Origin of the sequence: Serratia sp. H402Y, from assembly GCF_051172415.1 — a bacterium.
Lineage (GTDB): Bacteria > Pseudomonadota > Gammaproteobacteria > Enterobacterales > Enterobacteriaceae > Serratia > Serratia ureilytica.
Map to the genome: position 1 here is coordinate 168,143 of NZ_JBPIYZ010000007.1, position 25,386 is coordinate 193,528.

Genomic DNA, 25,386 nt, shown 5'->3' on the forward strand with positions numbered 1-25,386 from the left:
TATAAACAACCGCGCGGTAGTATAAAGGCAAGCCTGCGACATGGATATGTTCTTTTATCATCGGATGTTATGGAGGCTTGTGAAACATGTTCCCTCAAGCATGGCAGGTGGGGCTGGATATACAAATCGACTGCGTGCGGGCGCTGGCGGTCCAACGCCGCCGCAACGGCTGGCAACTGCGTCACTGGTGGCAACAGACGCTGCCGCAGGCGGTTTTACGCGACGGCTGCCTGGCACCTTCCGAAGCCCTGATCCGGGCGCTGCGGCAATGGCGCGTCCAACTGCCGCGACATATTTCCTTACGCATTGCCCTGCCGGCGCAGCGGGTGTTGCAACAGTGCATGGCGCAGCCGGACGCGCGGCTGCGCGAGCCGGAACGCAGCGACTATATCGTTGGCCACGGCGTGAAGCAGTTCCCACTCGACGGCCAGACGCTGGCGCTCGACTATCGCGCTGCGCCGGCGGAGGGGGCGGCGCTGCTGTTGACCGCCGCGCGGCGGCAGGAGCTGCAGCAGTGGCTGCACTGTCTGCGCCAGGCGGGCCTGCATCCGCAAGCGGTCGATATTACGCCCTGCGCGCTGCGGATGATGGCGACGGCGGCGGGCGTGCCGCACACCGCGGGGCTGATGCATCGTCTCGAGCGAGAATGGCTGTGGGTGGCGCCGGCCGACGGCGCGTTCGCGTTCGGGCTGACGCCGGGCGACGATGACGCGCAGGCGCTGCGGGCGCTGCAAGCCCAGATGCCGGCGGACGATGATCGACCGGTCTATGCTGGCAGCGTGCTGGCAGGAGCCTTGCCCGTCGGCTGCCTTTCCTGGTCGCCGCTCAGCGCCTTCACGCAGCTGCGTCCGCCGTTGCCCGTGCATCCCTCAGCGTTCGCGTTGGCCGGCGGTCTGGCGCTGCGCGAGGAGGACCGCTGATGTACCAGGTCAACTTTTTGCCCTGGCGGCAACGTCGCGATCGGCGGCGCGGCTGCTTCTGGCTGGGCGTGTTGCTGTTGCAGATAACGGTGCTGTTGCTGGCGCTGTTCCTCGTCGCCGGCCAACTGCGTCATCAACAGGCGCAGCGTCAGGAGCGGCTGGCGCTGTTGGAAGAAGAGCTGGCGGCAGTGACGCTGCTCGTCCGTCAGCAGCAGCAAGAGCGGGCGCAACGGGCGCGATACAGCGCCCTCGCTGAACGGCAGGCGCGCAATGCCCAACATAACCGGCGTTATTTGCAACTGCTGCAGCAACTCTCCTCCTGCCTCCCCCCACCGCTGTGGCTCACGGCGTTGGACAGCGATGCGGCGAACGGCCTGCGGCTGCGTGGATTGAGCCGTTCTCCTGCCGCCATTTCGCAGTTCGAACGGCGGCTGGCGGGGATGCCCGCGTTACCGCGGCTGCGTTTGGCGGAGGTGGCGCAACGCGACGACGGCCTGTACGCCTTTCATCTGGTGGCGCAATGGGGGCGTGATGGATAACCGTTTGCCATCCGGGCTGCGCTTCTTGCTGGGCCTGTCGGGCCGGCGATTGCTGGCCGCGCAATGGCTGGGCATCGGCACGTTGGCGTTGTTGGGCGGGGGCTGGATGCTGCAAGACGAATGGCGTCAGCGGGAAAGTGCGACAGAGCGGCAACAGCGCCTGCTGCAACAGATCGCCGTGGCGCAGCGCCAACTGGACGAGGCGCCGGTCGCCCTGATACCGCCGACGCCGCTCGCTCCGGCCGCCACCGGCGATCTGACGAACGGGCTGCAACGTGCGGGGGGCGCCTTGTTGCGCTGGCAGCGGCAGGAAAAACCGCCGCGGCAGACGCTGAGCTTGCGCATTGACTACCCCGGTTTGTTGGCGCTGCTGGAGGCGCTGCCCGCCGATTTGCGTCTCGAACAATTGAGCGTGGAGACGCCGCCGCAGGGCATGACGGCGCGGTTGGTTTTACAGGATGCCGCCGAGGAGCTGGCCGATGAGTAGAAGATCCGGCCGTTGGTGGTGGCTGCTATGGCCGTGGGCCTTATGCGCCGAACCGCGCGACCCGTTTGCGCCGCCTCCGATGCCTGCTTGCGCCCAGACAGAGATATCCCCGGCGGGCTGGCGATTGAAAGGCGTCATCGGGCAACCGATGCAGCGCTATGGCTGGGTGGTGACGCCGGCGGGGCAATGGTTGCGCCTGCGGCCGCAACAACGGGTGCTTGCCGAGCGCTGGCAGGTGATGCAGGTGCAGGCGCGCAGCCTGACGTTGAAGGCGCTGACGGCCGAACCGGAGTGCCCGGCGAGCCGCGACGACATATCGCTAATGATCGACGACAAGGATGACAAATCATGAAAGGATGCGCTGGACTGGGCTTGGCGCTAGGGTGTTTGGCGCTCGGCGCCGCGCAGGCTCAAGATAAACAGATAATCTCATTGGAGTTTCAGGATGCGCCGGTCACGGTCATCCTGCAGGCCTTGGCGGATTATCGGCAGATGAACCTGATCGCCGCGCCGGGCGTGAGCGGCAACCTGACGCTGCGGCTGGAGGATGTGCCCTGGCCGCAGGCGCTGGCGCTGACCCTGCGTATGGGCAAACTGACGATGACGCGGGAGGGTAACGTGATGCTGATCTCCCCGGAGCCGGATGCGCGGGAAAAAAGACAGCAGCAAGAGGCGCTGGCGCAGCGGCAACCCTTGCACAGCCTGACGATGACCGTGCAAAACGGCGATGCGGTGGAAATTGCCGAAAGCCTCAACGCCCAACGTGGCGCGTTGCTGAGCGAGCGTGGCAGCGTGTTGGCGGATAAACGCACCAATACGCTGCTGCTCCGCGACACCGCGCCGATTGTGGCGCAGTTGAAAAAGCGGATAACGGAAATGGATGCGCCGCTGGCACAGGTGCAACTGGCGGCGCATATCGTGACCATCAACAGCGAAAGCCTGCGTGAGCTCGGCGTGCGTTGGGGATTGGCGCCCGACGACAGGCCGGCGCGGCCGCTGCGGCCGGGCAATATCGGCGTTAACCTGCCGTTGGAGCGCAGCGCGGTGAGCGCCGGTTTCCATCTGGCGCGCATCAGCGGGCGTTTGCTGAGCCTGGAGCTGACGGCGCTGGAGCAGGAAAATCAGGTGGAGATCATCGCCAGCCCGCGCCTCCTGACGGCGCATCTGCAAACCGCCAGCATCAAGCAAGGGACGGAGATCCCTTATGAAGTGTCCAGCGGCGCCAGCGGTGCGACCGCCATCGAGTTTAAAGAGGCGGTGCTGGGCATGGAGGTGACGCCGAAGGTGTTGCCGGACGGGCGCATCACGCTGACGCTGCAGATCAGCCAAAATATGCCGGGGCGCGCCATCAGCCGAGGGGCCGGAGAGGCGTTGACCATCGATAAACAGGAGATTAAGACGCAGATCACGGTGAAAAACGGCGAAACCCTGGTGCTCGGCGGCATTTTTCAACGGCATCGCGGCAAGACGGCGGACAAGGTGCCGGGATTGGGGGATGCGCCGCTGCTGGGAGGCTTGTTCCGGCAGAGCGGCGCACAACAGAAAAAACGCGAGCTGGTGATCTTTATTACGCCAACCCTGATTAAGGGATAAGCGGCGGCCTGTCGGCCGGGCGGCAAATCGCCTAAAGTTGATGAGCAGATACACTTTTTTATCCCCTTGGGGGGATCTGCGTTTGACGCTGCGGCCGATTTAGCTTACAAGGGTTACCGAATTGAGCACCGAGGTTTTTTGTTAGCGCCAAGACGCCGTTAAAAACATATGGTTTCCCTCCCGCGGCGTGGATTGCGATTTATTCGGTTGCCAAACTACCAAGAGTGTTGAGATAATTTTTCGTCTGATCTCGCACTATCGCTCATGAGGTTTCAGTTTAGGTCCCGCCGCTGATTTGATTGGCGGGGCGGGTTAACATTAACGAATTGTCTTAGTAATACCGAAAAACATGGCAGAGAAACGCAATATCTTTCTGGTTGGGCCTATGGGTGCCGGCAAAAGCACTATTGGCCGTCAGTTAGCTCAGCAACTCAATATGGAGTTCTTCGACTCCGATCAAGAAATTGAGCGACGTACCGGAGCTGACGTGGGCTGGGTATTCGACGTGGAAGGGGAAGAAGGTTTCCGCGATCGTGAAGAAAAAGTCATTAATGAACTGACGGAAAAACAAGGGATTGTGTTGGCGACCGGCGGCGGTTCGGTGAAGTCGCGCGAAACGCGCAACCGTCTGTCCGCGCGCGGCGTGGTGGTTTATCTCGAAACCACGATCGAAAAGCAGTTGGCTCGTACCCAGCGTGATAAAAAACGCCCGCTGCTGCAGGTTGATTCTCCGCCGCGTGAAGTGCTGGAAGCTTTGGCGAAAGAACGCAATCCGTTGTATGAAGAGATTGCCGATGTCACCATTCGCACCGACGATCAGAGCGCTAAAGTGGTTGCCAACCAGATCATCAACATGCTGGAAAGCAACTGATTGCCGATTTTCGCGTTCGCCGTCGGCTAATGCGGAATACTGATTTGTGTTCCCCGCCGTTGCGGGGATCAACCACCGCCGTACCATACAGAGAACTAAGCGCGACATGGAGAGAATTACTGTAACGCTTGGGGAGCGCAGCTACCCGATTACCATCGCCGCCGGATTGTTTGACGATCCGGCTTCTTTTATGCCGTTAAAGGCGGGTGAACAAGCGATGTTGGTCACCAACCAGACCCTGGCGCCGCTCTATCTGGAGCGTGTCCGGCAGGTGCTGGAGCAGAGCGGCGTCGTGGTGGATCAGGTGATTCTTCCCGATGGTGAGCAGTACAAATCTCTGGCGGTGTTGGAGCAGGTGTTTTCGGCGCTGCTCGAAAAACCGCATGGGCGCGATACCACGCTGATCGCGCTCGGTGGCGGCGTTGTCGGCGATCTGACCGGCTTCGCCGCCGCGTGCTACCAACGCGGCGTGCGCTTCATTCAGGTTCCCACCACGCTGCTGTCGCAGGTGGACTCCTCCGTGGGCGGCAAGACCGCCGTCAACCACCCGCTCGGCAAAAACATGATCGGCGCTTTCTATCAACCCGCTTCGGTGGTGGTTGATCTGGATTGCCTGAAAACGCTGCCGACGCGTGAACTCTCTTCCGGCCTGGCCGAAGTCATCAAATACGGGATCATTCTCGATCGCGAGTTTTTCGTCTGGTTGGAACATAACATCGATGCGCTGATGGCGTTGGATATGCAGGCGTTGGCCTACTGTATTCGCCGCTGCTGCGAGCTGAAGGCCGAGGTGGTGGCCGCAGACGAACGCGAAAGCGGTCTGCGCGCCCTGCTGAATCTGGGCCATACTTACGGCCATGCTATCGAAGCCGAGATGGGCTACGGCGTGTGGCTGCACGGTGAGGCGGTGGCTGCGGGCATGGTGATGGCGGCGGAAACCGCGCACCGTCTCGGCCAGTTCTCCGTTGAAGACATCGAGCGCATCAAAGCGCTGCTGCTGCGCGCCGGCTTGCCGGTCTGCGGGCCGCAGGAAATGACGCCGGAATCCTACTTGCCGCACATGTTGCGCGACAAGAAAGTGCTGGCGGGGGAACTGCGTTTGGTGTTGCCGACCGCGATCGGTGCGGCGGAAGTGCGCGGCGGCGTAGGGCATGAGCTGGTGCTGGCGTCGATCGCCGCCTGCTTGCCTGAGCGGAAGCGTAATTAAATCGGACTAAGTAACAGTGGCTTAGCCGCCATTAGCATCTATATTAATACAGTGAGCAGAGCACGACGGGTGTCGCTTTGCCATCATCGGGTTAATCCGCCCGTGCCACGGTAGGTCTACGGTGGTGGGCTTTTGCCTCTAGTTGGAGGGTTTCAGATGGACGAGTTTAAACCGGAAGACGATCTCAGACCTGATAGCAGCGATCGTCGTCCTACGCGTTCGCGCAAGCCGGCCGCCGCGCCGCGCTTCGCCGTTTCGCGCCAGCATTTGATGATTGGCATCGGCATTTTGGTGCTGCTGCTGCTGATTATCGGCATCGGTTCAGCCCTGAAGGCGCCGACCAAACATGAAGCGGCTCAGGAGAGCGGCGCGCAAAACGGCGCGGCCCGCGATATCAACCTGTCCGGTTCTTCGTCGCTGACCACCGCCAATAACGGCGTGCCGGGCGGCACGACGGATACCCACGATAATAACGGCGTGAGCGCGACTCAGCCGCAGCAACCGCAGAACGTCAGCGTTCCGCCGATCTCCGGCACGCCGACCGAAGCGCAAACGCAGCCTCAGCAAGGCGGTGCGCAGCAGCGCGTCGATTTGCCGGGCAACATGGCGGATGCGCTGTCGCAGCAGCAGGGGCAGGTTGACGCCGCTACGCAGGGCATGACCGGCGCAGCGTCGACGTTGCCGACCGCTCCGGCCACGGTGATGAGCGGCGCCGCAGCGCGCGAAGCGACGCGTCCTGTGCAGGGCACTGCCCCGCAACAGCATAAAACGCCGGCGAAAACCGCCGCCGCCAAACCGACCGCAACGCAGCATAAATCACCGACTACGGTGTATACGCCGCCGGCCAAGCCGTCTTCCACCGCGAAAGCGGGAGCGGTCGCCAGCAGCGGCAGTTCTGTGCAGTCTGCGCCGGGCAGCCACTATACCTTGCAACTGAGCAGCGCTTCGCGTTCCGATACGCTGAACGCCTACGCCAAACAGCAGAAGCTGCAGAATTACCTGGTGTACGCCACCAAGCGTGACGGCAAGCCGTGGTACGTGCTGGTGAGCGGCAACTATGCGTCTTCTGCTGAAGCGAAGCGCGCCATTGCTTCGTTGCCGGCCGATGTGCAGGCGAAAAAACCATGGGTTCGACCTGTACACCAAGTGCAGCAAGATCTTAAAAAATAAATCATTTAAATTTGTGCGCTGATGTGCTGTCTGAAACAGAGTACAATCCGCCGCTCTGAATTGTATAAGTAGCTAATTGACGGCATGAAGAAAAACCGCGCTTTTTTAAAATGGGCTGGTGGAAAATACCCGCTGGTAGATGAGATTCGTCGCCATCTGCCGGCGGGAGACTGCTTAATCGAGCCCTTCGTGGGTGCGGGATCCGTCTTTCTGAATACGGATTACGACGCCTACATTCTCGCCGACATCAATAGCGATCTTATCAACCTGTATAACATCGTTAAGCTGCGCACGGATGACTTCGTGCGCGATGCCCGCACGCTTTTCGCCGATGAATTCAATAACTCGGATCAGTTTTACCTGCTGCGAGAAGAATTCAATACTAGCACCGAGCCTTACCGCCGGGCGCTGCTGTTCCTGTACCTGAACCGTCACTGCTATAACGGCCTGTGCCGCTATAACCTGCGCGGCGAGTTCAATGTGCCGTTTGGCCGGTACAAGAAACCGTACTTCCCGGAAGAAGAGCTCTACTGGTTTGCTGAAAAATCGCGCAATGCCACTTTTGTCTGCGAGCATTACCGCGATACCATGGCGAAGGCTGCAGCCGGCGCCGTGGTGTATTGCGATCCGCCTTATGCGCCGCTGTCGGCGACGGCGAATTTCACCGCTTACCACACCAACAGCTTCAGCATCGCCGATCAGCAGAGCCTGGCGCATCTGGCGCATCAGCTCTCGGTAGAGAGCCGGGTGCCGGTATTGATTTCCAATCACGATACCGAGCTGACGCGCGACTGGTACCAGCATGCTGCGCTGTATGTGGTGAAAGCGCGCCGCACGATCAGCCGCAATATTCTCGGCCGCAGCAAAGTGAACGAGCTTTTGGCGCTGTATCGCTAAGCCGGGGCACCCCGGCGCATAACAACTCGACCCTACGTTTGGAGAAGCGGATGAAAAAGTTTTTGATTGCCCCGTCCATTCTGTCGGCAGATTTTGCCCGGTTAGGTGAAGATACCGCTAACGTGCTGGCTGCAGGCGGCGACGTGGTGCACTTCGACGTCATGGACAACCACTACGTGCCCAATCTGACCATCGGTCCGATGGTGTGCGAAGCGCTGCGCAACTACGGCATTACCGCGCCGATTGACGTGCATCTGATGGTCAAGCCGGTGGACCGCATCGTGCCTGACTTCGCCAAGGCCGGCGCGTCTTATATCTCTTTCCACCCTGAAGCCTCCGAACATGTCGATCGCACCATTCAGCTGATCAAAGAGCACGGCTGTAAGGCCGGCCTGGTGTTCAACCCGGCGACCCCGCTGAGCTATCTTGATTACGTGATGGATAAAATCGACGTGATCCTGCTGATGTCGGTCAACCCGGGCTTCGGCGGCCAGTCGTTCATCCACGGCACGCTCGACAAGCTGCGCCAGGTGCGCAAGCTGATCGACGACAGCGGCCGCGATATCCGTCTCGAAGTCGACGGCGGGGTGAAGGTGGACAACATCGCCGAAATCGCCGCCGCGGGCGCCGATATGTTTGTCGCCGGTTCCGCCATTTTTGGCCAGCCGGACTACCGCAAGGTGATCGACGAAATGCGCAGCGAGCTGGCGAAGGTTTCCCATGGCTGATTTCGGCGCGATCCGCGCACTGGCCTTCGATCTTGACGGTACGCTGGTCGACAGCGCGCCTGGCCTCGCGGCCGCCATCGATATGGCGCTGGAAGAGAGGGGGCTGCCGCAAGCGGGTGAAGAGCGAGTTGGCACCTGGATCGGCAACGGCGCCGATGTGCTGGTGCAGCGCGCGCTGCGCTGGGCGGAAGCGGAAGACACGCCGGAGCAGTGCAGCCGGCTGCGTGAGCGCTTCGATCATTTCTACGCGCAGACCGTCGACAGCGGCAGCCGCCTGTTTCCGCAGGTGCAAGAGACGCTGGCCCGCCTGGCCGCGCACGGTTACCCGATGGCATTGGTGACCAACAAGCCGACGCCGTTCGTGGCGCCGCTGCTGGCATCGCTGGGCATTGGCGAGTATTTTTCGTTGGTGATCGGCGGCGACGACGTGACGGAAAAGAAACCTCACCCGGCGCCGTTGTATCTGGTGCTCGGCAAGCTTGGGTTGCGAGCGCATGAACTGCTGTTCGTCGGCGATTCGCGCAACGATATTCAAGCCGCTCAGGGCGCCGGTTGCCCGAGCGTCGGTTTTACCTACGGTTATAACTACGGCGAATCGATCGCCCTGAGCCACCCCGATCGGGTGTTGGAGCGCTTCGCCGATTTGTTGCCCGCTCTTGGGCTGTCATCTTTAGAGAATCAGGAAATTTAAACATGAGTAAGCCCATCGTATTTAGCGGCGCGCAGCCGTCCGGCGAACTGACCATCGGCAACTACATGGGTGCGCTGCGTCAGTGGGTGCAGATGCAGGACGACTACGACTGCATCTACTGCATCGTCGATCTGCATGCCATCACCGTGCGCCAAGACGCCGAAAAGCTGCGCAAAGCCACGCTGGATACGCTGGCGCTGTATCTGGCCTGCGGTATCGATCCGGAAAAAAGCACCATCTTTGTGCAGTCGCACGTGCCTGAGCACACGCAGCTGAGCTGGGTGCTGAACTGCTACACCTATTTCGGCGAACTGAGCCGCATGACGCAGTTCAAAGACAAATCCGCACGCTACGCGGAGAACATCAACGCCGGGCTGTTCAGCTATCCGGTGCTGATGGCGGCGGACATCCTGCTGTATCAAACCAATCAGGTGCCGGTGGGCGAAGACCAGAAACAACACCTGGAACTGAGCCGCGACGTGGGCCAGCGTTTCAACGCGCTGTACGGCGATGTGTTCAAAGTGCCGGAGCCGTTTATTCCTAAATCCGGCGCACGCGTGATGTCGCTGCAGGAACCGACCAAGAAGATGTCCAAGTCGGACGATAACCGCAACAACGTGATCGGCCTGCTGGAAGATCCGAAAGCGGTGACCAAAAAGATCAAACGCGCAATGACCGACTCGGAAGAGCCGCCTGTCGTGCGTTACGACGTGGTCAACAAGGCGGGCGTCTCCAACCTGTTGGACATCCTCGCCGGTGTCACCGGCAAGAGCATCGCGCAGCTGGAAGCCGAGTTCGAAGGCCAAATGTACGGCCACCTGAAAGGCGCGGTGGCGGAAGCCGTCTCCGGTATGCTGGCTGAGCTGCAGGAGCGTTACCACCGCTTCCGCAACGACGAAGCCTACCTGCAGCAGGTGATGCGCGACGGCGCCGCCAAGGCTCGCGCACGCGCGCAGGAAACCCTGGCGAAGGTTTATCAGGCCGTCGGTTTCGTACCGCCGCAGGCGTAACGCCGGCGCAAATAAAAAAAGCGGCCTTGGGCCGCTTTTTTTACGTCGGTATCACGCCATTCGGGCCAGGCCGGCGGGCGGGGCCTCGCTGGCGAACCAATTGAGCTTGCTGCGCAGGCTGACCACGCTGCCGACGATGATCAGGCTGGGGCTGGCGGCCTGCAGGGACAAGGCGCCCAGTTGGCCAAGCTCGCCTTCGATCACCCGCTGGCGACAGGAAGTGCCGTTTTCCACCAGCGCCACCGGCGTGGCGGCCGGCAGTCCGTTCGCGATCAGCCGGCGCTGGATCTCCGCCGCCTGCGACAGCCCCATATAGAACACCAGCGTCTGTTGCCCGGCGGCCAGCGTCGCCCAGTCCAATCCACCGTCGGCCTTGGCGTGGCCAGTCACCAGACGCACGCTCTGCGCGTGGTCGCGGTGGGTGAGCGGGATGCCGCTGTAGGCGGAACAGCCGGAGGCGGCGGTGATGCCCGGCACCACCGAGAACGGTACGTTGGCGTCCGCCAGCGTTTCCAGCTCTTCGCCGCCGCGGCCGAAGATAAAGGGATCGCCGCCCTTCAGGCGCACCACGCGTTTGCCTTGCCGCGCTTGCTGCAGCAGGATGTGGTTGATCTGCTCCTGCGGCACGCAGTGATGGCCGGCGCGTTTGCCAACGAAGATGCGCTCGGCGTCGCGACGAACCAGCGTCATGATCTCTTCGGAGACCAGCCGGTCGTAAACCACCACGTCGGCCTGCTGGATCTGTTGCAGCCCTTTCAGCGTCAGCAGGCCGGCATCGCCCGGCCCGGCGCCCACCAGCACCACTTCACCGCGATCCTCCGGCCGTTCGCTGAACAGCTGTTCGAGCTGGCGTTCGGCCAGAGCCGCGTCGTCATTGGCCAGCGATTGCGCCAGCCGATCGTGAGCGAACAGCCGCTCCCAGAAGCGGCGGCGCGCGCCGAGGCTGCTGAAGCGCTGTTTCACCCGTTGACGCAGCGATCCGCCGAGCTGCGCCAGCTTGCCGAGGTGTTGCGGCAGCAGCGCTTCCAGCTTCTCGCGCAGCAACCGCGCCAACACCGGCGCTTTGCCGCCGGAGGACACCGCCACTACGATCGGCGAGCGATCGATGATCGACGGCATGATAAAGCTGGCGCGTTTTGGGTCATCGACCACGTTGCAGAACACCCGCTGCTGGTTGGCGCACTGGTACACCCGCGCGTTGACCTCCAGCCGGTCAGTGGCGGCGATCACCAACCATTTTTCCGTCAGCAGGGCCGGGCTGAATTCGCCCTCGGCCAGCGTCAACAGGCCTTCTGCCGCCCACTGGTGGAACTGCGGGCTGAAGGCCAGGGCGTTGACGGTCAGCGCCGCGCCGGCGTCCAGCAGCAGGCGCGCCTTGCGTTCGGCGATTTCGCCGCCGCCGACCAGCAGGCAGGCTTTGTGTTGCAGTTGGCAGAAAATCGGCAGGTAGTCCATCGGCATTCCTCGGGGTTATCGGCGTGGGGGCGGGATGCGCCCCCGAAAGGTTATGCCGCGACTTGCACGATGCCGTCGACCACCCGGCTGGTGAAGCTGGCGACGGAGCGGCTGTCATCTTCCAGGCAGTGGCCATCGTACAGGCGGAAACGCTGTTTCTTCAGCGGGCTGGCGACCCACAACTCCCCCTGATGCTCGGCGATTAGCCCGCGCGACAGCACGCTGGCCTGGGCGAACGGGTCGATATTGCTGATGGCGAACACCTGTTCGTCGGCATAGGGGCGGAACACCGCCACCTGCCGATCGCCGATCAGGGCGCACACGCCGGTGCCGGGCAGGATGTCGGCGATGGGGCAAACGGTAATCCACTGGCTCATGCTTGGCTCTCCTCGGTGTCGATCAGGGTGACGGCAATGCGCTCTTCAGGGCGCGCCGGGCGGTGTTGGTCACGTTCGGCCACCACCTGCACGTTCGGATCGCGCAGCGGGCTGTTGATGAAGTGGGCGAAGCGCAGCTGCGTTTCCGGGTGCTCGACGGTTTCTTTCCACTCGCAGATCACCGCCTCGCGCAGGCGGGCGATATCCGCTTCCAGCTGCTCGTTGATGCCGAGCTTGTCGTCAACGATCACCTTGCGCAGGTAATCGATGCCGCCTTCCAGGCTCTCCAGCCATACCGAGGTGCGCTGCAGCTTATCGGCGGTGCGGATATAGAACATCATGAAACGGTCAAGGTAGCGCACCAGGGTCTCGCTATCGAGATCGGCGGCCAGCAGGTCGGCGTGGCGCGGTTTCATGCCGCCGTTGCCGCAAACATACAGGTTCCAGCCGTTTTCGGTGGCGATGATGCCGACGTCCTTGCCCTGCGCTTCGGCGCATTCCCGGGTACAGCCCGAGACGCCGAATTTCATTTTGTGCGGGGTGCGGATGCCTTTGTAGCGATGTTCCAGCGTGACGCCGAAACCGACGCTGTCGCCGACGCCATAGCGGCACCAGGTGCTGCCGACGCAGGTTTTCGCCATGCGCAGCGCCTTGGCGTATGCGTGCCCGGTTTCAAAGCCGGCGGCGAGCAGCTTGCGCCAGATGGCCGGCAGGTCGTCTTTCTGCGCGCCGAACATGCCGATGCGCTGCGAGCCGGTCATTTTGGTGTAAAGATTGTACTCCTTGGCGATCTGTCCGATGGCCAGCAGGCCGTCCGGGGTGATTTCGCCGCCGGCGGAGCGCGGTATCACCGAGTAAGTGCCGTCTTTCTGGATATTGCCGAGGAAGTTGTCGTTGGTATCCTGCAGCGGCGTGTGCTGCGGTTTGAGGATGTATTCGTTCCAGCACGAGGCCAGCAGCGAGCCGACGGTCGGTTTGCAGACTTCGCAGCCGTAGCCTTTGCCGTATTTGGCCAATAACGCCTCGAACGACTTGATGCCTTCGACGCGGATCAGGTGGAACAGCTCCTGGCGTGAATAGGCGAAGTGTTCGCACAGGTGGTGGTTGACCTCGATGCCTTGCTTGCTCAGCTCGGCGTTCAACACCTGGGTGAGCAGCGGGATGCAGCCGCCGCAGCCGGTGCCGGCCTTGGTTTCGGCTTTCAGCGCCGCCACGGTGTGACAGCCTTGGTTGACTGCCCGGATGATGTCGCCTTTGCTGACGTCGAAGCAGGAGCAAATCTGCGCGCTTTCCGGCAGCGAATCCACGCCGATGGCCGGCTTGCTGCCCGCATGGGCCGGCAGGATCAGGCCGTCCGGGTTTTCCGGCAGCGCGATGCCGTTCAGCGCCAGCTGCAGCAGGTTGCCGTAATCGCTGGTATCGCCGACCAACACTGCGCCGAGCAGGGTTTTGTTGTCGGCGCTGACCACGATGCGTTTGTAGACCTCTTTGCTCTCATCCAGATAAACGTAGCTGCGGGCGCCCTCGGTGCGGCCGTGGGCATCGCCGATGCCGCCGACGTCTACGCCCAGCAGTTTCAGTTTGGCGCTCATGTCGGCACCCTGGAAGCCGTTTTCGCGGCCCAGCAGGTGATCGGCGGCCACCTGCGCCATTTTGTAACCCGGCGCCACCAGGCCGAAGGTGCGATCGCACCAGGCGGCGCACTCACCGATGGCGTACACGTCCGGATCCGATGTCTGGCAGCAGTCGTTGATGGCGATGCCGCCGCGGCGGCCGATCTCCAGTCCGCATTGACGCGCCAGCTTGTCCTGGGCGCGGATGCCGGTGGAGAAAACGATGAAATCCACTTCCAGCAGGCTGCCGTCGGCGAAATGCAGGGTTTTGCGCGCCGTGCCGCCGCCGTTGACGATCTCCTGGGTGTTTTTCCCGGTGTGTACCTTGACGCCCATGCGCTCGATCTTGCGGCGCAGCTGGTCACCGCCCATCGGGTCGAGCTGTTCGGCCATCAGCACCGGAGCGAACTCGATCACGTGCGTTTCCACCCCCAGGCTTTTCAGCGCGCCGGCGGCTTCCAGCCCCAACAGCCCGCCGCCGACCACCGCGCCGCGTTTGCTGCGGCGCGCGCAGGCTTCAATGGCGTTCAGGTCTTCGATGGTGCGGTAAACGAAGCAGTCCTGGCTATCCGAGCCTTTAATCGGCGGGATCCACGGATAGGAGCCGGTGGCCATGATCAGCTTGTCGTAATAGACGGTGCGTCCGGTATTGGAGTGGATGACTTTCTCGTCGCGATTGATGGTGATGGCGCGTTCGCCGATCAGCACCTTCACGCCGTGCTTTTCGTAAAAGCCTTCGCGCACCAGCGACAGCTCTTCGGCGGTATGGTGCGAGAAATAGGAAGAGAGATGCACGCGATCGTAAGCGATGCGCGGCTCTTCGCAAAACACGGTGATGTCGAATAGGTCTTTGTCTGCTTTATCCAACAGATCTTCGATGAACCGGTGGCCGACCATGCCATTGCCGATCACGGCAAGTTTGACTCTGCTCATTATTGCCTCAAAATTCGGGTTTCCTAGGCTTACCTTATCCCTCCCGAGGGGCAATTTATTGATGCAAATCAATCGCGCCTTTATATACCCACAACGTGGTATATGAATGATTTTCCACGTTTTTTGATAAGTTGCGGATTTTATTCACCTTTAGCTGAAGCGAGTCAGGTCGCACACCAACTACCCCGCTGGGAGTAGACGCGCAGGCCGGCATGCAACGGCGACTTTGTCAGCGCGATCCGCTGCCAGTATGATGAAGAAAACCAGCGCAACGGCAGAGGTGAAGGGTGGTGAAACGTCCATTGAAGTTTATCGACAACCTGCGTTTAAGCGGGCATGAAGGATTGTGGCAACTGGCGATAGAACAGGGGCGCATTGCGCATCTGGTGCCGCAGCCGGAAGGGCAGGAGTGGCGCAGCGACGTGCTGGATGCGCAGGGCGGGCTGGCGCTGCCGGCATTCGTCGAACCCCATATTCATCTGGATACCACCCAAACCGCCGGCCAGCCGGCCTGGAACCAGTCCGGCACGCTGTTTGAGGGGATTGAGCGCTGGGCAGAACGCAAAGCCTTGTTGACCCATGAAGACGTCAAGCAACGCGCCTGGCAAACGCTCAAGTGGCAGATCGCCAACGGCGTGCAGTATGTGCGCACCCACGTCGACGTTTCCGATCCCACGCTGACCGCACTGCGCGCCATGCTGGAAGTTAAGCAGGAGGTGGCGCCCTGGGTAACGCTGCAGATCGTCGCCTTCCCGCAGGAGGGGATCCTTTCCTATCCCAACGGCGAAGCATTGCTGGAAGAAGCGCTGCGGCTGGGAGCCGACGTGGTGGGCGCCATTCCGCATTTCGAGTTCACCCGCGAGTACGGCGTGGAGTCGCTGCACAAGGCATTCGCGCTGGCGCAAAAATACGATCGGCTGGTGGACGTGCACTGCGATGAAATTGACGATGAGCAATCGCGTTTCGTCGAGACCGTGGCGGCGCTGGCGCTGAAGCTGGAGATGGGGGAGAAAGTCACCGCCAGCCACACCACGGCGATGCACTCTTACAACGGCGCTTACGCCTCGCGGCTGTTCCGCCTGCTGAAAATGTCCGGCATCAACTTCGTCGCCAACCCGCTGGTGAACATTCACCTGCAGGGGCGTTTCGACAGCTACCCAAAACGGCGCGGCGTGACGCGGGTGAAGGAGATGCTGGAGGCGGAGATCAACGTCTGCTTCGGCCACGACGATGTGTTCGATCCCTGGTATCCGCTCGGCACCGCCAACATGCTGCAGGTGCTGCATATGGGGCTGCACGTGTGCCAGCTGATGGGCTATGGCCAAATCGACGACGGGCTGAAGCTGATCACCAGCCACAGCGCGCGCACTCTTAACCTGAGCGACTACGGCCTGGCGGCCGGCAACAGCGCCAACCTGGTGATCCTGCCGGCGGAAAGCGGTTTCGACGCGGTGCGCCGCCAGACGCCGGTGCGTTATTCGATTCGCCAGGGCGCGGTGATCGCCGAAACGCGGCCGGCGGAAACCACGCTGCATCTGCAGCAGGATGAGACGGTGGATTTTCGGCGCTAAGGCGCAAAAAAAGGGCGCCTTGCGGGCGCCCTTGATGTATTTGATGCGAAGAAATCAGTGCGTTACGTGACCGTGGCTGCGGTGCTTGGTCACGAAGCCCAGCAGCAGACACATCACGAACACCGCCAGGTACAGGCCGTTGGCGGTGGTCAGCGCCGCGTGCGCCCCGCCTTTCGCCACGATCGGGCCGGTGACCACGAAGGTCAGCATGGTGCCGATGGTGCCGCAGGTCAGGATAAAGTTGACCAGCTTCGGCGAGGAGACCTTGGTCTGCAGCGAGCCGAGGGTGATCAGCGTGGTGTAGATGGCGCTGGAAACGAAGCCCAGGGCCATGATGTAGTAGCCCAGGTGCTCCGGATTGTCGGTGCTGACGAACAGGTACATCGCGCCGGTGGCCAGCGCGGCCAGCACGGTAACGATGCGCTGCAGATCGAAGAAGCGCAGGATGAAGCTGAACACCCACATGCCGACCATGTATGAGGTCCAGAAGTCGCTCACCAGCTTACCGGCCTGGCCGATGTCCATGTTGAACGACTTGGTGGCGTACTCAGGCACCCACTGAATGAAGCCCAGCTGGCCAAGGATGTAGCACAGCGCGGCGATCGACAGGAACAGCACGCCGATGCCCCATTTTTCTTTCTCGACCGGTTGACCGGCGTCGGCGCCTTTCTTGCCCAGCACCGGGAAGTCGGAGCACAGGGTCAGCACGAAGATCCCCACGTACAGCAGGCCGATGCAGGCATAAACCCAGTACCAGCCGATATGGCGAGCCAGCAGCATGGCGGCGACGATTGGGAAAATCATCCCGGCCATGCTGAAGAAGGAATCGGTGAACAACAGGCGTGAACCGCGCTGGCGGCCGGCATACATGTGGGTGATCAGGAAGGTGCCGATCGACATGGTGATGCCGCTAACCACGCCAAGGATAAACATGCACAGCGAGAACATGGTCAGGCTCTTGCCGAGCATCAGCCCTGCCACCGCCAGCACCATCAGGACAAAGCCGAAGATCAGCTGACGCTTCAGCGGGATGATTTCCATCAGCCAGGCATTGAGGAAGATCGAAATCAAAATGCCGGCGTTGAGGAAAGTAAAGGTGTTACTCATGCTGGAAACCGGCAGATTAAAGTACTCTGCAATGTTTCCCATCACCATCCCTGTGACGATCACTAAAGCACCGGTCAGCGCGTACGAAAAGAAGCTGATCCAGGTAAGCCGTATGCGGTTACTGTCATTCATTATATAGGCCTGAATATGTCTGTTAGAGGTTTTAAAACTGGCATAAGGCCGCTGGCTTTTCCTGGCAAACGCAGAAAAAAGTCCCGTTCAGGCCACCAGGGGGCGGATCCTAGCACAGACAACGGGATTTTTTGTGATGGCTGTCGATTTTTTGATGCAACCCATGAAGGGATGATACGCATTATTGTGATCTATTTGCGTACCGTCACAATGGAATCACGGTTGATGATCGTCGGCTCAAAACGGTGCGTCGGGGTGGCGGGATCGATCAACCTGCGCGCCGCGTATTGCGCCATCTCGCTGATGGGAAAGTGTACGCTGCTCAACGCCGGGCGGACGAAGGGCGCGCGTTCGCCGCTGTCGTAGCAGATCAAGGAGATATCCTGCGGCACCCGCAGGCGGTGCTCGTTGATCGCCAGCAGGGCGCCGATCGCCATCTCTTCGTTGCAGCAGTAGATGGCGCTGGGCGGCGCGGCCTGCCGCAACAGGCGATCGGCGCAGCGGTAACCGCTTTCCAGATCGTAAACGCCCTCCAGACAGGCCACCGGCTCGATATTCGCCGCCTGCATCGCCTCTTCAAACCCTTGCAGCCGCAGGCGGCTCGACGGCCGCTCGCGCGGCCCGCTGATGCAGGCGATGCGCCGGTGTCCGGCGTCGAGCAGTTGCTGGGTCGCCATGCGGCTGGCGAGCGGATGATCGAAGGTGACGCAGCGGTCTTCCAGCCCCGGCACCAGACGATCGAGCAACACGAAATGACGTTGCTCCGCCGCCAGCTGGCGCAGCCGATCGTCGCTGAGAAAACGCACGTGCAGGATCACGCCGTCGCAGCGCAGGCTGAACAGCCGCTGCACCGCCTGCCATTCGTTTTCGGCGCTGTTGCGGCCCTGGGTCACCAGCAGCTGCTTGCCGTGGGATTCGGCCTCGGTTTGCACGAAGTCCATCAGCGCGCCGAAGAAGCCGCCGCGATACGACGTGGTGACCAACCCGAGGGTATTGCTATGGCTGGAGGCGAGCGCGCGGGCCGCCGGGTTGGGGGTGTAACCGAGCTGGGCGACGGCGCGCTCAACCTTCTCGCGGGTCGGCGCTTTGACGTTGCTGTCGCCGTTCACTACCCGCGATACGGTGGCGCGCGATACGCCCGCCAGCGCCGCGACATCTTCCAGTGTCACCATCGTCCAACTCCTGATTACGGCTAAAAAAATGGGTTCGGCGCGCCGAACCCCTGTCATACCGCGCGCAGGTGCTTACCTGAACTGCGGCAAATACGGCGCGTTTATCGTCAACACCTCGTCCAGCAACGGCTGCGCCAGATTGGCGTTGCCCACCAGCGGGTTGGCGATCAGCGCCAGCAAGCCGCTGCGGCGATCGCCGTGCACCGCGGCCTCGATGGTCAGGCGTTCGTAGGCTTTCACCTGCTGCGTCAGCGCCTGCATCGGTTCCGACAGCGGGCCGAAGGTCAGCGGATGCGCGCCCTGAGCATCGACGATACAGTTGATTTCTATCACAGCATCGTCCGGCAGGCCATGGATTGCGCCGCGGTTTGCGGTGTTGACCACTAATTGCGTGCCGAGATTATTATGGATAGCACGGATCAGCTCCAGCGCAACTTCGGAATAGAAAGAACCGCCGCGGAAGCTGAGCTGCTCCGGCTTACTGTTCAACTGCGGATCGGCATACAGCTCGAACAGCTCTTTTTCTACCTGCATCACCTGCTCGGCGCGGGTGCCGCGCTCGCCGGCGGCGGCCATCTCTTCCGCCAGCATCTCGCGGGTCTGGTAAAAATAGCGGTGGTACGGGCAGGGGATGGCGCCGAGCGCGCGCAGGAAGTCCGGCTGCCAGGGCTCTTCCTTGATGTTGTTCATGGTCAGCGCCGCGCCGTCGCACAGCATGTCGATCACGTTGCCGGTGACGTCGCGCCCCTGCTGCGTGACCTGATGCACCCAGACCATGTGGTTCAAACCGGCGAACCGCAGCTGCACGTCGGCGTAAGGCGCCTGCAGCATGTTGGCGATCATGTGATGCATGCTGATCGGTACGTTGCACAGGCCGATGATCTTCGCTTTGGTAAAGCGGGACACCGCCTCGGTGACGATGCCGGCCGGGTTGGTGAAGTTGATGATCCAGGCGTCCGGCGCCAGCTTTTCCACCCGACGGGCGATATCCAGCATTACCGGAATGGTGCGCAGCGCTTTGGCGAAGCCGCCGACGCCGGTGGTCTCCTGGCCGAGCAGCTGATATTTGAGGCCCAGCCGTTCGTCGGCGGCGCGCGCCGGCAGTTGCCCGACGCGGAACTGGGTCAGCACGAAAGCGGCGCCGCGAATCGCTTCGTCCAGCGCGAAGTGCACGCTGACCTTCACCTGTTCCAGCCCGTGGCGCGCCAGCATGCGGCGGGTCAGGGCGGCGATGGTTTCCACTTTTTGGCGGCCTGGCTCGACGTCCACCAGCGCCAGTTCGGTGACCGGCAGCTCATCGATGCGTTGGATCAGCCCATCGACCAGTTCGGGAGTGTAGCTGCTGCCACCGCCAATCACCGCGATTTTGAGCGTGCTCATGAGCGGCCCTCCGTTTGCGACTGACGGCGATAGAGCTCGATCATGTCGTCGGCCAGATCCTGGATCACCATGGCGTTCATCAGATGATCCTGCGCATGTACCGTGATCAGGTTGATCGCCAGCTTGCCGCAGCCTTCGTCCAGGCCGATCAGCTCGGTCTGGATCAGGTGCGCCTTCTTCACCCACTCTTTGGATTCGACCATGTGTTTGGCCGCGGCGGCGAAGTCACCGGCGCGCGCTTGCCGCAACGCCATCAACGCATTACTGCGCGCGCTGCCGGAGAACACCAGCAGTTCCATGATGGTGCTTTCAAACTCGGGGCTGACTTCAGTCATCAATTCACTCACGTCATTTCTCCAGGGGTTGCGCGGCGACGCCGCCGTGGGATACCTCAGTATCCGTTCTTTTTATAATGAGAGCGCTCTCATTTATATAGGGTAACGGCAACGGGTGTGCAAACTGGGAGGTAGATCGCAAAAAACGCCCCGGGGCGGCGCTGGGCAAAAAATGCGTGACGCGGTTGGCAAAAAAGCCTTCTGCGCCCATACTTTCCGCAGCAAAATTCAGGGCCACCTAGGATATGTCCCGTAATTGGGTAAATATAGGTAAATGGCTGGCACTTGCCGATACAGCTCTTTAGAATCAAAGCGCTTTTCCGTTGTTTGTCTCTCAGAGAAAGGACCCGTTAATGTTCAAACGTACTTTAGTGACCTTCGTCGCGCTGTGTTCCCTGACAGCGATGGCGCCAGCGGCGCTCGCCGCCGGTGAAACCCATGTCATGCTGACCACCTCGGCAGGGAATATCGAGTTGGCGCTCGACAGTCAGAAGGCACCGGTTTCCACCCAGAATTTCGTCGATTACGTGAACAGCGGGTACTACAACAACACCATTTTCCACCGTGTGATCCCTGGCTTTATGATTCAGGGCGGCGGTTTCACCGCTGACATGCAGCAGAAATCCACCAAGGCGCCAATCAAGAACGAAGCCGACAACGGCTTGCGCAACCTGCGCGGCACCATTTCGATGGCGCGCACCGCCGACAAGGACAGCGCCACCAGCCAGTTCTTCCTGAACGTGGCCGATAACGCCTTCCTGGATCACGGCCAGCGTGACTTCGGCTACGCCGTGTTCGGCAAAGTGGTGAAAGGCATGGACGTCGTGGACAAGATCGCTCAGGTGCCGACCGGCAACGTCGGCCCTTACCAGAATGTGCCGACCAAACCGGTGGTGATTCTGTCGGCCAAGGTGCTGCCGTAAGTTTTTTGGCCGATCCCGCCGGGGTCGGCCGTCCTTCCTCACGAAGCCTTGCCTTCATCACTGTTTTCTCCCGCGCCCCATGCTCTAATCGGCAGACAATAACCAGACCGGAAATCCGGCGTTCGCCCTTTGTTGTCTCTGGATGAGTTGCTGCCATGTATGAATTTAACCAGGTGCTGTTGCTGTTGCAGCAGATGTGCGTCTATCTCGTCATCGCCTATCTGCTGAGCAAAACCCCGCTGTTTATCCCGCTGATGCAGGTGACCATTCGCCTGCCGCACAAGCTGCTGTGTTACGTGATCTTCTCGGTGTTCTGCATCATGGGCACCTATTTCGGGCTGCACATTCAGGATTCGATCGCCAATACCCGCGCGATAGGCGCGGTCCTGGGCGGCCTGCTGGGCGGGCCGTCGGTAGGCTTTCTGGTCGGGCTGACCGGCGGCCTGCACCGGTATACGCTCGGCGGCATGACCGACGTCGCCTGCGCGATCTCCACGGTGTCGGAAGGCCTGGTCGGCGGCATCGTACACAGCATCGCCATGCGCCGCGGGCGCATCGAACTGCTGTTCAATCCGCTGTTCGTCGGCGGCGTGGCGCTGGTGGCGGAAGTGTTGCAGATGGCGATCATTCTGGCGGTGGCGCGCCCTTACAACGAGGCGTTGCAGCTGGTGGAACACATCGCGCTGCCGATGATGATCGCCAATACCGTCGGCGCGGCGATGTTTATGCAAATCCTGCTGGATCGGCGCGCGATGTTCGAGAAATACACCAGCGCTTTCTCTTCCAAGGCGCTGAAAATCGCCGAGCGCACCGAGGGTATCCTGCGGCAGGGCTTCGATCAGGAAAACAGCATGAAGGTTGCCCGGGTGATTTATCAGGAACTGGGCATCGGCGCGGTGGCGATCACCGACCGCGACAAGCTGTTGGCGTTTATCGGCATCGGCGACGATCACCACCTGCCGGGGACGCCGATCGCCTCGGTGCATTCGCATCGCGCCATCGACAACAACGAGGTGGTGTACGCCGACGGCAACCAGCTCTCTTACTGCTGCTCGATCAATCCGGCCTGCAAGCTGGGATCGACGCTGGTGATCCCGCTGCGCGGCGAAAACCAGCGGGTCATCGGCACCATCAAGCTGTACGAACCGAAAAGCCAGCTGTTCAGCACCATCAACCGCACGCTGGGCGAAGGCATCGCCAGCCTGCTGTCGGCGCAGATCATGGCCGGACAGTACGAGCGCCACAAGCAGCTGTTGGCGCAGTCGGAGATCAAGCTGTTGCATGCGCAGGTCAACCCGCATTTCCTGTTCAATGCGTTGAATACGCTGGTGGCGGTGATCCGCCGTGATGGCGAGCGCGCCTGCGACTTGGTGCAGTCCCTTTCGACCTTCTTTCGCAAAAACCTCAAGCGCTCGGATGATGAAGTCAGCCTGGCGGACGAGATAGAACATGTGAACGCCTACCTGCAGATCGAGAAAGCGCGTTTCGCCGATCGGCTGGAGATTGCGGTATCGCTGCCCGAGGCGCTGCTGGCGGCGCGGCTGCCGGCGTTTTCGCTGCAGCCGATCGTCGAGAACGCCATCAAGCACGGCACCTCGCATCTGTTGGGCGTGGGTCGCATCGAAATCGGCGCCTGCTGCGAAGGCGAGCATCTGCTGCTGCAGGTGACGGACAACGCCGGGCTGTTCCAGCCGAAACCGAACTGCAGCGGGCTGGGTATGAATCTGGTAGATAAACGCATTCGCGTGCGCTACGGCGAAGGCTATGGTGTGCAGGTGGATTGCCGGCCGGACGCCTATACCCGCATTACGCTCAATGTTCCCATGGAGAGGGCCGCCTGATGTTAAACGCACTGATTGTTGACGATGAGCCTTCCGCGCGCGACAACCTGCGCCATCTGCTGGAGGCCGAAGCGGGGATCGCGATCATCGGCGAATGCGCCAACGCCATCGAAGCCATCAGCCAGATCCACCGGCTGCAGCCGGATGTGGTGTTTCTCGATATTCAAATGCCGCGCATCAGCGGGCTGGAAATGGTCGGCATGCTGGATCCCAATCGGATGCCGCACATCGTGTTTCTGACCGCCTACGACGAATACGCGGTGCAGGCGTTCGAGGAGCACGCCTTCGACTATCTGCTGAAGCCGGCGGAGCCGAAGCGGCTGAGCAAGACGCTGCAACGCCTGCGGCAGCGCAGTGCGCCGCAGGACGTGACGGCGCTGGATGAGAGCGCCGGCTACCTGAAATACATTCCCTGCACCGGCCACAGCCGCATCTATCTGCTGCGGTTCGACGAGGTGCTGGCGATCCGTTCCAAACTGAGCGGGGTATTCGTGGTGCGCCGCGACGGCATGGAGTGTTTCACCGAATTGACGCTGCGCACGCTGGAAAGCCGTACGCCGCTGGTGCGCTGCCATCGGCAGTATTTGGTCAACCTGGAGCTGGTGCGCGAGATCCGCTTCGAAGAAGGCGGCGCGGCGGAGATGATCATGTCCGCCGGCGATCCGGTGCCGGTCAGCCGGCGCTATTTGAAAGCGCTGAAGGAGCAACTGGGGCTGCGGGGGTGACGCAGGTCTTAGGGGGATTCTGAAAAGACAGGCATCATGGGCATCCCGACGGCGCCCTTTTTGTTTGTCCTTGACGGGGTTACGCGGCGCTTATAGCTTTATTGCATCAACAGGCGCGTTTCGCGCCGCGTCAGCGTCAAAGGAACAGAAAATGAGTGAACCACGGATTATCGCCAAGGCGATGAAAGACGGAAAACCGGAACAGGATCTGGTGATTTTACCGGCGTTGGCCAACCGCCACGGGTTGATTACCGGGGCAACCGGCACCGGCAAGACGGTGACGCTGCAAAAAATGGCCGAACAGTTCTCGCGCATCGGCGTGCCGGTGTTCCTGTCGGACGTGAAGGGCGATCTGTCCGGCATCGGCGCCGAGGGCGTGCCTTCCGAGAAGCTGCAGGCGCGCCTGGCGGCGATCGGTGTCACCGACTGGCAGCCGCAGGCCTGCACCATTATCCCGTGGGATATTTACGGCGAAAAGGGGCATCCGATCCGCGCCACCATTTCCGATCTCGGGCCGCTGCTGCTGGGGCGCCTGTTGGATCTGAACGAGGTGCAAAGCGGCGTGCTGCAGCTGGTGTTCAAAATCGCCGATGACAATGCGCTGCTGCTGTTGGACATGAAAGACCTGCGCGCCATGGTGCAGTTCGTCGGCGATAACGCCAAACAATTCCAGACTCAGTACGGCAACATCTCTGCCGCGTCGATCGGCGCCATCCAGCGCGGGTTGCTGACGCTGGAAGAGCAGGGCGCCAACCAGTTCTTCGGCGAGCCGATGCTGGACATCAACGATCTGATGAAAACCGACGCCAACGGTCATGGCGTGATCAACCTGCTGGCGGCGGACAAGCTGATCAATCAGCCGAAGCTGTATTCAGTGTTCCTGCTGTGGCTGCTGGCCGAGCTGTTTGAACATCTGCCGGAAGTGGGCGACCCTGAACAGCCGAAGCTGGTGTTCTTCTTCGATGAAGCGCACCTGCTGTTCAACGACGCGCCGGCGGCGCTGTTGACCAAGATCGAACAGGTGGTGCGCCTGATCCGCTCCAAAGGCGTCGGCATTTACTTCGTCACCCAGAATCCGCTGGATATCCCGGACAGCGTGCTGGGCCAGTTGGGCAACCGCGTACAGCATGCGCTGCGCGCCTTCACGCCGCGCGATCAGAAGGCGGTGAAAACGGCGGCGCAAACCCTGCGCGCCAATCCGGCCTTCGATGCCGAAACGGCGATCACCGAGCTGGGTGTGGGCGAAGCGCTGGTGTCATTCCTCGACGAGAAGGGCCGGCCGAACGTGGTGGAGCGGGCGATGGTCATCGCGCCGGAATCCAAAATGGGCATGCTCGGCGCGGAAGGGCTGAACAGCGCGATCAACAAGTCGCCGCTGTATGGCCGCTATGAAGACATGATTGACCGCGAGTCCGCCTACGAGAAGCTGTCGTCGGGCGGCTTCGCCACCGTCGGCACTGCGCAGCAGGGGCAGCAACCGCAGGCGCAAGCGCAGCAACAGACGGGCGGCGGCCTGATGGACGGATTGAACGAGCTGCTGTTCGGTTCCACCGGCCCGCGCGGCGGCAAACGCGACGGCATCGTCCAGACCGCTGCCAAGAGCATGGCGCGCGATCTCGGCCGGCAGATCCTGCGCGGCGTGCTGGGCTCGATCACCGGCGGCCGTAAAAAGTAAGCGGAAATTATCGTCGGCAGCGGCGGGTTAAATC

Annotated in this window: 24 protein-coding genes; 17 read left to right on the forward strand and 7 right to left on the reverse strand. The window is 61.4% G+C overall.

The window, feature by feature from the left end; all coding sequences use genetic code 11:
- The first annotated feature begins 86 nt into the window (after positions 1-86).
- The 12 genes from pilM (at position 87) to trpS (ending at position 10,113) form a co-directional block, all read left to right on the forward strand.
- Entirely contained in the window at positions 87-920 is an 834-nt protein-coding gene (gene pilM, locus ACSBQS_RS23175) for a type IV pilus biogenesis protein PilM (protein WP_033651740.1), read from the forward strand.
- The gene (locus ACSBQS_RS23180; protein ID WP_072626820.1) at positions 920-1,459 is read left to right on the forward strand and encodes a PilN domain-containing protein; all 540 of its coding nucleotides are present in this window, start codon (positions 920-922) and stop codon (positions 1,457-1,459) included. The genes pilM and ACSBQS_RS23180 overlap by 1 nt, the downstream gene beginning before the upstream one ends.
- Positions 1,452-1,946, forward strand: a complete 495-nt coding sequence (locus ACSBQS_RS23185) for a hypothetical protein (protein ID WP_047026495.1) — start codon at positions 1,452-1,454, stop codon at positions 1,944-1,946. Before ACSBQS_RS23180 ends, ACSBQS_RS23185 begins: the two co-directional genes overlap by 8 nt.
- Entirely contained in the window at positions 1,939-2,298 is a 360-nt protein-coding gene (locus tag ACSBQS_RS23190; protein ID WP_182074220.1) for a HofP DNA utilization family protein, read from the forward strand. Before ACSBQS_RS23185 ends, ACSBQS_RS23190 begins: the two co-directional genes overlap by 8 nt.
- On the forward strand, positions 2,295-3,539 hold the full coding sequence (gene hofQ, locus ACSBQS_RS23195) for a DNA uptake porin HofQ (protein ID WP_197666858.1): 1,245 nt from the start codon (positions 2,295-2,297) through the stop codon (positions 3,537-3,539). The genes ACSBQS_RS23190 and hofQ overlap by 4 nt, the downstream gene beginning before the upstream one ends.
- Before the next feature lie 349 nt (positions 3,540-3,888).
- A complete protein-coding gene (aroK, locus tag ACSBQS_RS23200; protein ID WP_004391482.1) occupies positions 3,889-4,410 on the forward strand; it encodes a shikimate kinase AroK in 522 nt (173 codons plus the stop codon).
- 106 nt (positions 4,411-4,516) lie between these two features.
- Complete coding sequence (gene aroB, locus ACSBQS_RS23205) at positions 4,517-5,617, forward strand: 3-dehydroquinate synthase (protein WP_046687922.1); 1,101 nt, start codon at positions 4,517-4,519, stop codon at positions 5,615-5,617.
- 156 nt (positions 5,618-5,773) lie between these two features.
- Positions 5,774-6,787 carry an SPOR domain-containing protein gene (locus ACSBQS_RS23210; protein ID WP_033645274.1) on the forward strand — a complete coding sequence of 338 codons (1,014 nt, stop codon included), beginning with the start codon at positions 5,774-5,776 and terminating at the stop codon, positions 6,785-6,787.
- A gap of 84 nt (positions 6,788-6,871) precedes the next feature.
- Positions 6,872-7,684 (forward strand): adenine-specific DNA-methyltransferase, encoded by an 813-nt coding sequence (dam, locus tag ACSBQS_RS23215; RefSeq protein WP_033651736.1) that lies wholly within the window; start codon positions 6,872-6,874, stop codon positions 7,682-7,684.
- Between the two features lie 50 nt (positions 7,685-7,734).
- Positions 7,735-8,412: a ribulose-phosphate 3-epimerase gene (gene rpe / locus ACSBQS_RS23220; protein ID WP_019456160.1), complete on the forward strand. Its 678-nt coding sequence runs from the start codon at positions 7,735-7,737 to the stop codon at positions 8,410-8,412.
- Positions 8,405-9,103, forward strand: coding sequence for a phosphoglycolate phosphatase (locus tag ACSBQS_RS23225; RefSeq protein ID WP_033645272.1), 699 nt, complete (start codon positions 8,405-8,407; stop codon positions 9,101-9,103). The genes rpe and ACSBQS_RS23225 overlap by 8 nt, the downstream gene beginning before the upstream one ends.
- Before the next feature lie 2 nt (positions 9,104-9,105).
- Positions 9,106-10,113, forward strand: a complete 1,008-nt coding sequence (gene trpS, locus ACSBQS_RS23230; protein ID WP_004930324.1) for a tryptophan--tRNA ligase — start codon at positions 9,106-9,108, stop codon at positions 10,111-10,113.
- Between the two features lie 51 nt (positions 10,114-10,164).
- Here trpS and cysG read toward each other — a convergent pair whose 3' ends face one another.
- The 3 genes from cysG to nirB are packed head-to-tail and all read right to left on the reverse strand — an operon-like array spanning position 10,165 to position 14,491.
- On the reverse strand, positions 10,165-11,568 hold the full coding sequence (cysG, locus tag ACSBQS_RS23235; RefSeq protein ID WP_197666859.1) for a siroheme synthase CysG: 1,404 nt from the start codon (positions 11,566-11,568) through the stop codon (positions 10,165-10,167).
- Positions 11,569-11,618: 50 nt separating this feature from the next.
- Positions 11,619-11,945, reverse strand: a complete 327-nt coding sequence (gene nirD / locus ACSBQS_RS23240; protein ID WP_033645269.1) for a nitrite reductase small subunit NirD — start codon at positions 11,943-11,945, stop codon at positions 11,619-11,621.
- Complete coding sequence (nirB, locus tag ACSBQS_RS23245) at positions 11,942-14,491, reverse strand: nitrite reductase large subunit NirB (protein WP_197666860.1); 2,550 nt, start codon at positions 14,489-14,491, stop codon at positions 11,942-11,944. Before nirB ends, nirD begins: the two co-directional genes overlap by 4 nt.
- Before the next feature lie 290 nt (positions 14,492-14,781).
- Between nirB and ACSBQS_RS23250 the strand changes: the two genes are divergently transcribed.
- Positions 14,782-16,062, forward strand: a complete 1,281-nt coding sequence (locus ACSBQS_RS23250; RefSeq protein WP_169539927.1) for a cytosine deaminase — start codon at positions 14,782-14,784, stop codon at positions 16,060-16,062.
- A gap of 54 nt (positions 16,063-16,116) precedes the next feature.
- Here ACSBQS_RS23250 and tsgA read toward each other — a convergent pair whose 3' ends face one another.
- From tsgA to ACSBQS_RS23270, 4 genes are all read right to left on the reverse strand, one after another.
- The gene (gene tsgA / locus ACSBQS_RS23255; RefSeq protein WP_025304528.1) at positions 16,117-17,301 is read right to left on the reverse strand and encodes an MFS transporter TsgA; all 1,185 of its coding nucleotides are present in this window, start codon (positions 17,299-17,301) and stop codon (positions 16,117-16,119) included.
- A 191-nt stretch (positions 17,302-17,492) separates the two neighbouring features.
- A complete protein-coding gene (locus ACSBQS_RS23260) occupies positions 17,493-18,473 on the reverse strand; it encodes a LacI family DNA-binding transcriptional regulator (RefSeq protein ID WP_033645266.1) in 981 nt (326 codons plus the stop codon).
- Between the two features lie 72 nt (positions 18,474-18,545).
- Entirely contained in the window at positions 18,546-19,853 is a 1,308-nt protein-coding gene (locus ACSBQS_RS23265; protein ID WP_033645265.1) for a 6-phospho-beta-glucosidase, read from the reverse strand.
- A complete protein-coding gene (locus ACSBQS_RS23270) occupies positions 19,850-20,188 on the reverse strand; it encodes a PTS lactose/cellobiose transporter subunit IIA (protein ID WP_025304525.1) in 339 nt (112 codons plus the stop codon). The genes ACSBQS_RS23265 and ACSBQS_RS23270 overlap by 4 nt, the downstream gene beginning before the upstream one ends.
- Before the next feature lie 353 nt (positions 20,189-20,541).
- On the opposite strand from ACSBQS_RS23270, the gene ppiA reads away from it, so the two are divergent.
- From ppiA to ACSBQS_RS23290, 4 genes are all read left to right on the forward strand, one after another.
- Positions 20,542-21,111: a peptidylprolyl isomerase A gene (gene ppiA, locus ACSBQS_RS23275; protein WP_033636286.1), complete on the forward strand. Its 570-nt coding sequence runs from the start codon at positions 20,542-20,544 to the stop codon at positions 21,109-21,111.
- Positions 21,112-21,266: 155 nt separating this feature from the next.
- Positions 21,267-22,952 (forward strand): sensor histidine kinase, encoded by a 1,686-nt coding sequence (locus tag ACSBQS_RS23280; RefSeq protein WP_004930349.1) that lies wholly within the window; start codon positions 21,267-21,269, stop codon positions 22,950-22,952.
- Positions 22,952-23,677, forward strand: a complete 726-nt coding sequence (gene btsR, locus ACSBQS_RS23285) for a two-component system response regulator BtsR (RefSeq protein WP_047026488.1) — start codon at positions 22,952-22,954, stop codon at positions 23,675-23,677. The genes ACSBQS_RS23280 and btsR overlap by 1 nt, the downstream gene beginning before the upstream one ends.
- A gap of 151 nt (positions 23,678-23,828) precedes the next feature.
- Entirely contained in the window at positions 23,829-25,352 is a 1,524-nt protein-coding gene (locus ACSBQS_RS23290) for a helicase HerA-like domain-containing protein (RefSeq protein WP_033645261.1), read from the forward strand.
- Positions 25,353-25,386: the final 34 nt, after the last annotated feature.

Excerpts from the sequence above, each read along its gene's own strand:
- pilM (WP_033651740.1), top strand. The coding sequence starts at position 87 with ATGTTCCCTCAAGCATGGCAGGTGGGGCTGGATATACAAATCGACTGC.
- ACSBQS_RS23180 (WP_072626820.1), top strand. The coding sequence starts at position 920 with ATGTACCAGGTCAACTTTTTGCCCTGGCGGCAACGTCGCGATCGGCGG.
- ACSBQS_RS23185 (WP_047026495.1), top strand. The coding sequence starts at position 1,452 with ATGGATAACCGTTTGCCATCCGGGCTGCGCTTCTTGCTGGGCCTGTCG.
- ACSBQS_RS23190 (WP_182074220.1), top strand. The coding sequence starts at position 1,939 with ATGAGTAGAAGATCCGGCCGTTGGTGGTGGCTGCTATGGCCGTGGGCC.
- hofQ (WP_197666858.1), top strand. The coding sequence starts at position 2,295 with ATGAAAGGATGCGCTGGACTGGGCTTGGCGCTAGGGTGTTTGGCGCTC.
- aroK (WP_004391482.1), top strand. The coding sequence starts at position 3,889 with ATGGCAGAGAAACGCAATATCTTTCTGGTTGGGCCTATGGGTGCCGGC.
- aroB (WP_046687922.1), top strand. The coding sequence starts at position 4,517 with ATGGAGAGAATTACTGTAACGCTTGGGGAGCGCAGCTACCCGATTACC.
- ACSBQS_RS23210 (WP_033645274.1), top strand. The coding sequence starts at position 5,774 with ATGGACGAGTTTAAACCGGAAGACGATCTCAGACCTGATAGCAGCGAT.
- dam (WP_033651736.1), top strand. The coding sequence starts at position 6,872 with ATGAAGAAAAACCGCGCTTTTTTAAAATGGGCTGGTGGAAAATACCCG.
- rpe (WP_019456160.1), top strand. The coding sequence starts at position 7,735 with ATGAAAAAGTTTTTGATTGCCCCGTCCATTCTGTCGGCAGATTTTGCC.
- ACSBQS_RS23225 (WP_033645272.1), top strand. The coding sequence starts at position 8,405 with ATGGCTGATTTCGGCGCGATCCGCGCACTGGCCTTCGATCTTGACGGT.
- trpS (WP_004930324.1), top strand. The coding sequence starts at position 9,106 with ATGAGTAAGCCCATCGTATTTAGCGGCGCGCAGCCGTCCGGCGAACTG.
- cysG (WP_197666859.1), bottom strand. The coding sequence starts at position 11,568 with ATGGACTACCTGCCGATTTTCTGCCAACTGCAACACAAAGCCTGCCTG.
- nirD (WP_033645269.1), bottom strand. The coding sequence starts at position 11,945 with ATGAGCCAGTGGATTACCGTTTGCCCCATCGCCGACATCCTGCCCGGC.
- nirB (WP_197666860.1), bottom strand. The coding sequence starts at position 14,491 with ATGAGCAGAGTCAAACTTGCCGTGATCGGCAATGGCATGGTCGGCCAC.
- tsgA (WP_025304528.1), bottom strand. The coding sequence starts at position 17,301 with ATGAATGACAGTAACCGCATACGGCTTACCTGGATCAGCTTCTTTTCG.
- ACSBQS_RS23260 (WP_033645266.1), bottom strand. The coding sequence starts at position 18,473 with ATGGTGACACTGGAAGATGTCGCGGCGCTGGCGGGCGTATCGCGCGCC.
- ACSBQS_RS23265 (WP_033645265.1), bottom strand. The coding sequence starts at position 19,853 with ATGAGCACGCTCAAAATCGCGGTGATTGGCGGTGGCAGCAGCTACACT.
- ACSBQS_RS23270 (WP_025304525.1), bottom strand. The coding sequence starts at position 20,188 with ATGACTGAAGTCAGCCCCGAGTTTGAAAGCACCATCATGGAACTGCTG.
- ppiA (WP_033636286.1), top strand. The coding sequence starts at position 20,542 with ATGTTCAAACGTACTTTAGTGACCTTCGTCGCGCTGTGTTCCCTGACA.
- ACSBQS_RS23280 (WP_004930349.1), top strand. The coding sequence starts at position 21,267 with ATGTATGAATTTAACCAGGTGCTGTTGCTGTTGCAGCAGATGTGCGTC.
- btsR (WP_047026488.1), top strand. The coding sequence starts at position 22,952 with ATGTTAAACGCACTGATTGTTGACGATGAGCCTTCCGCGCGCGACAAC.
- ACSBQS_RS23290 (WP_033645261.1), top strand. The coding sequence starts at position 23,829 with ATGAGTGAACCACGGATTATCGCCAAGGCGATGAAAGACGGAAAACCG.